The 5454-nt window shown below is 50.5% G+C and carries 5 protein-coding genes; all 5 read right to left on the reverse strand.

Features of this window, described 5'->3' with window-relative positions; genetic code table 11:
* Positions 1-1259 (reverse strand): type I restriction endonuclease (locus tag PHQ97_15840; protein MDD4394204.1); only part of this gene is annotated, 1259 nt, incomplete at its 3' end.
* A gap of 86 nt (positions 1260-1345) precedes the next feature.
* Positions 1346-2485: a Fic family protein gene (locus tag PHQ97_15845; GenBank protein MDD4394205.1), complete on the reverse strand. Its 1140-nt coding sequence runs from the start codon at positions 2483-2485 to the stop codon at positions 1346-1348.
* A gap of 115 nt (positions 2486-2600) precedes the next feature.
* On the reverse strand, positions 2601-3776 hold the full coding sequence (locus PHQ97_15850; protein MDD4394206.1) for a restriction endonuclease subunit S: 1176 nt from the start codon (positions 3774-3776) through the stop codon (positions 2601-2603).
* Complete coding sequence (locus PHQ97_15855) at positions 3773-5089, reverse strand: ATP-binding protein (protein ID MDD4394207.1); 1317 nt, start codon at positions 5087-5089, stop codon at positions 3773-3775. Before PHQ97_15855 ends, PHQ97_15850 begins: the two co-directional genes overlap by 4 nt.
* Positions 5079-5454, reverse strand: a 376-nt coding sequence (locus PHQ97_15860; protein ID MDD4394208.1) for an N-6 DNA methylase, incomplete at its 5' end; no start/stop codon positions are given. The genes PHQ97_15860 and PHQ97_15855, both read right to left, overlap by 11 nt.

Consider the following 5454-nt stretch of genomic DNA (forward strand, 5'->3'; position numbering starts at 1 on the left):
CCTTCCTGGGTGCGGTGCGCCTCGTCCACCATCACGATGATGTTCGAGCGGTCGTTCAGGCATCCATCCGCTTCCCCGAATTTGTTAATGGTAGTGATGATGATCTTGCGCGTATCCGTTGCCAGCAGGGTTTTCAGTTCCTGCCGGGTCGCGGCCCCAACCATGTTCGGAATATCGGCGGCGTTGAAGGTGGCAGTGATCTGGGTATCCAGGTCGATACGGTCCACTACGATCATGACCGTTGGGTTACCAAGATTTCGGTGCATCCTCAGTTTCTGCGCGGCAAAGGCCATCAAAAGGGATTTGCCCGAGCCCTGGAAATGCCAGATCAGGCCCTTTTTCGGATAGCCCTTGACCACACGGGCCACCAGCAGGTTGGCGGCTTCATACTGCTGATACCGACAAATGATCTTGATGCGCCGGTGCTTTTTGTCAGTGGCGAACAGGGTGAAATTCTGAAGGATGTCCAGCACGATCTCCGGGCGCAACATGGCCCGGATGGAACGCTGCACATCGGCCAGACTGCCTTCGGACTTGTTATCAGCTTCGTGCCAGGGCCCCCAGATATCGATGGACATGCGCACCGAGCCGTAACGGTAGCACTTGCCCTCAGTGGCGAATGAAAACACATTGGGCACAAACATCTGCGGCACGCACTGCTCATAGCCGTTGTGGATGTCGCTGGCTCCGTCCACCCAGGTGACCGCCGGACGCACCGGGGTCTTGGCTTCGCCGATCGCCAGAGGAATGCCGTTGACCAGAAGCACAATATCAAACCGGCGGCCGCCTTCCTTGACCGGGTAGACCCACTGACTGGTCACCACGTAGTCGTTATTGCTCAAGGTCTCAAAATCGATCAGCCGAACAGGCCTATGTTCGCCGCGTTCGCCAAAGGGCATGGATTTTTCACCCCGCAGCCATTCGGCAAGCAGCTCGTTGGCCCGCACCAGCCCTTCGCTCTGCACGCTCAGTGAAATGGCCCGCAGCCGATAAAGCACCTCATCCGCGCAGTCCGGATGGGCCTTGATTTCCGGATTCAGGCGAATCAGTGCATCGCGAACCATGGATTCCACCAGCACATCGGAATGCTGGCGTGGAAGCTGATCAGCGGCTATAAATCTCCATTTTAGAGATGACGGTCCATACGGTGCCAGAGGCTCTGCAATAATGTTTTCGGTCCTTTTTTCGCAAAGCGTATCGAGAACCATCTGTTCAACGGTATTTTCTTCGGTGAAACAGGCGCTCATTTTTTTTGCCATTTTTTACCCCGAATGAGAGGGAAAAATTAATATGATTTCTTTTATTATATTTTTTGCACGTGAAACTATAATATAAAAAGCCATGTTTATTTTCCATCCACGAAAATATCAATATACCGCCAGAAAAGAAAATTTCTGTTCCGGTGGTAACCGGTAATTTCCTGGAGGATGCCCATTTCAACCAAGGTGGAAATGAGACTGTTTGCTGGAACATACTTAATGTTTAACAAATGCATGGCCTTGTTCACGGTAATCGTCGGTGTCCCATAAAGATACATAATCAGCTGACGGGCATTTTCCGCTCGGCGTCCCAGTTTGACCACCTCATGATCCAATTCCTGACGGAGCGCAAGAATCCGCTGAAAGGTTTGCTTACCACTTTTCGCGGTTTCAATCACCGCCTGAAGAAAGAACCGGACCCAATGCCCGATATCATTGGACTCACGCACCCTGGTCAAGGTGTCATAGTAGGCCCCTCGATGCTTCTCCAGATGGGCGGAGAGATAAAGGGACGGCTTGCTGAGCAACCCGTGGCTGACCAGATAGAGGGTAATCAGCAGCCGACCAATCCGGCCGTTGCCGTCCAGGAAGGGATGGATTGTCTCAAACTGGTAATGACTCAACGCGCAGCGTACCAGATGAGGAACCTGAATATTCTCATTATGCCAGAAAGCTTCCAGGTCTGTGAGCAGATCCGACATATCCTCATGGTGGGGAGGGATATAGGCTGCGTCGACAAGGCCGGAGCCACCGATCCAATTCTGACTGCGCCGAAATTCCCCCGGCGTTTTCCGATCCCCACGGACGCCGGACATGAGGATTTCATGGGTATCGCGTAAGAGCCGCAGAGAAAGTGGCAGCTCTTTTAATTCATCAATGGCCGTGTTCATGGCCCGGACATAATTTTGCACCTCTCGCCAGTCATCCCGGCGTTCCGGAGAAATAGACTCCTCGTCCAGTACGGCCTCGTCCATCTCCGTTCGGGTACCCTCGATCCGGCTTGAGGTATTTGCCTCCTTGATCATGTGCATACGGATGAACAGATCCACATCCGGAACAATCAGGGTAAAGGCATTGAGTTCGCCCAAAGCCCTGGTGGCCTTTTCCAGCAGCACATTGATGCGCGGATCTTCCCAGGACCAGCCATGGTTGATGGGGGCCGGCTGGAAGCTCTTATACTGATACTGCTGCTTGTTGCTACCGGATTGAAACTCTTCAAATTTCATGAAACGACTCCACAATATTTACCCACCGCAACCATACTGCCCGACAACTGTCGCACTGTGTCGAGAACTATCCGTTTGACGGTGTTTATTTCGTTAAACAAGGGCGACCTCCATTTCAGTATATCAAGTCATCTGATAGATGCTTGGCTAAACTCCGTAACAAACGAAGCCCTTTATCGATATTTCTAATTCGCTTCCCTATGGCCAATGCTTTATTAGCAATCTCATCTTGCTTTTCTAACGTGGGAACCGGAACCGACAGTGATCGTATATCTTGCTGCGAAATATTTTTCATTGCGCCACCAGTCCCTGTAGCACATCCCATGATTTGCGTTCGCAAACTACGAGAGCGAAAAGCCTCAAAAATAAAAAGCTTATTTACTTTGCTTTCGTCCAAAACGAGTTCCAGTGTTTTATCGCAAAGCATCAAGTTAGGTTGGTCTTGATGTGTGAGGCATACCCTGCCAACAAGCTCGGTTGTATTGCAGCGAGTAATCAGCAATGAATCCTTCTTCACTCTGTATTGAGAAATGAAATTTGATGGATTTATCAGGCGTTTATTTTCACCGGGCTCAAAGCCGTTTGGACCGACTGCGCTAATTTTAAGGACACCAAAGCCGCTTGTTTCAGCAGGTGTATTAACACCGACCACGCTCTTTCCAGCAACAATAGAGAGAAGGACATCACCAAGTTTTAGCCACGGATAATTTTTGCTACATATCTCACTGTCGCGAATTGCCCCAAGCAACTGAACAGCACTTTTATGGGTAAACTCGTATTGTTCCACCGCCTCATCCGCCGCCCAGAGGATTTCGGCGATGCGCTTCTGCTCCTCAATGGGAGGGAGGGGGAATTCAAAATCCTTGAGCGCTTTCCAACTGGTTCTCGGGGATAGCGAACCGGCCGAGGTACCCAAGGCATGATCGAAGAAGGCATCGGTCTGGCAGATAAACGGCAGCAGCTCCGGCAGAAGTATATTATTGTCCTTCGGTTCAAAGGCCAGAATGTCACCCGAGCAGATGCCTTCAAACTCGGCATAAGCCACCTTGCGCTGGTAAGCGCGGCGCTTGCCGAAAAGCGTCTGCCCCATTACAAACTTGCGGGTGAACGAGGTGCCGTCTTCAGGTGAATTCCAACGGCGGATGTGCAGATTTCCAGGATCAATGTGTTCCAGACCAACGATCCGTTCGACGCCATTACCCTCGGGATCACGCTCCACAAGGTTCGCGTTTTTCACCACCTCACCGAACTTCACCATCTTCCATCCGGGCTTCAGGGACTGCGCACTCATTTGCAGTCTCCCATATTCAATGCTTCATCAACCCAACAAATCGCCCGGCGCAGGTTGTCAGCCAGTGCCCCTTTTGCCGAGGCATAATGTTTATTAAACCAGTTTCTCAGGAGGTCTCTGAGGTACTTCGAATTGGCTTTGATTTCATCTACAGACAGCCCACGTATAGCTTGAAGACAGTATTCAAGCTCCTTTCCGGAAAGCGTGGTGCTCACTTTTTCATTGCGGAGGTAATCAGCGTATTTCCGCTTTTTTGTGGCTGCAGGTGTGCTTCCGCTCGGGATTGTAAGTTCTTGGGTCTTCTGGCCTTTCAAACGTTCAATCAGCCTTGTCCGGGTTGCTGACCTTGTGACAAGGCCCTCGACCATTTCGATGGTTTGAGTCAGGTTCATCCCGGATTTATTTATGAAGTAATACACAGGAAGAAATGCTGTGCTTTCAAAACAGATTTGTTTGATAAACTCGTCAGGCTCAGACACGTTCTCCTGACTCAAGGCCCCGAGAACGATATCTCCGGTTCTTATGCCTTTTGTTTTTATGATCTGTTTTTTAGCGGAATTCAGGGTGGCACCTGCTAAAGGCTCTACATGTCCGATGAGCTTTAAGGCAGGTTTGCCTTTGACTTCAGAAAACTCACCTTCTTTGATAAAGGAGATCTGGCTTAAAAGAGACTCGTCAATCAGAAACGACCCACCAGATCCAGTGACACAACCGGTGTGAAGATCAAAAATCCCGGCTTCACGAACCCCTATCCGTGCAATATTTTCAAGATGCCGCATCCAGAGGCGTTGTTCTTTTTCCCGTTTCGCTTCAAGAATGGCCCTCAACTCCGGATATTTAATGCGTTCTGAACGCCCACGATATCGATAGTAGATGTCGCTTTCTTTCAGCTCTTTTCCGGCGTCTTTGATACAAACGACAGGTTTATCCTTGGCTTCGTGGATATACAGAAGACCGAAAGTCTTCCCCTGGAGTTCATATTCCTGAATCGTCCACTCGATTTCAGGAGCGAAATGGTCATTGAAATTACGGGACATCTTTTCTGGATCGATGTCTTCAAACAGATTCAGATTCGTTCCAGAAAGGCCACACAGACGATGAGGTCTATTGGCGATGCCGAAAACGATATAGCCGCCTTTGGCATTTGCGTAGCCTGCACTTGTTTTCAGGTATTTGGGCAAGCTTGCCCACCCGAAAGATTCTTTGAACTCAAGGCTGCTACTCTCCCTTGAGATCACACGCTCTGGATCTGCCGGGGAGATTTTAAATATTTCGTTCAAATCTTCTTGTGAGAAAGGCGTCTTAATTTCCATCAGGCCCTCCTTCCAGTGTCGAGAACAAGGTACGCATCGATACCCGCAAGGCTGCCGAACTTTCCTGCCAGTCGGCAATGGCCTGCTTCAGACTGACGGCATCAGCCGAGCCATTACCATTTCCATTTGCGTTGCCCACCCGCACATAAAGCGGAATGCTGAGGCTGCTGCCTTTCTCTCGAATCTCGTCGTTGCTGACCACCCGGGCGAAGCGGTCCACATCCGCAAACGCACGATAGCTGTGCACGATACGCTGGATGTGCTCATCGGTCAGAAAGCTCTGCGCACGCTCGCGGGTGACCTCGTTCACCGCGTTGATGAAGAGAACCCTGTTTCTTCGCTTTTTGGGTTTGTTCATGCGGCAG

The organism is Desulfobacterales bacterium (assembly GCA_028704555.1).
In the GTDB taxonomy this organism is placed as follows: Bacteria; Desulfobacterota; Desulfobacteria; order Desulfobacterales; family JAQWFD01; genus JAQWFD01.

Coding starts and splice junctions, on each gene's coding strand:
- PHQ97_15855 (MDD4394207.1), bottom strand. CDS start 5,089: ATGGAAATTAAGACGCCTTTCTCACAAGAAGATTTGAACGAAATATTT.
- PHQ97_15845 (MDD4394205.1), bottom strand. CDS start 2,485: ATGAAATTTGAAGAGTTTCAATCCGGTAGCAACAAGCAGCAGTATCAG.
- PHQ97_15850 (MDD4394206.1), bottom strand. CDS start 3,776: ATGAGTGCGCAGTCCCTGAAGCCCGGATGGAAGATGGTGAAGTTCGGT.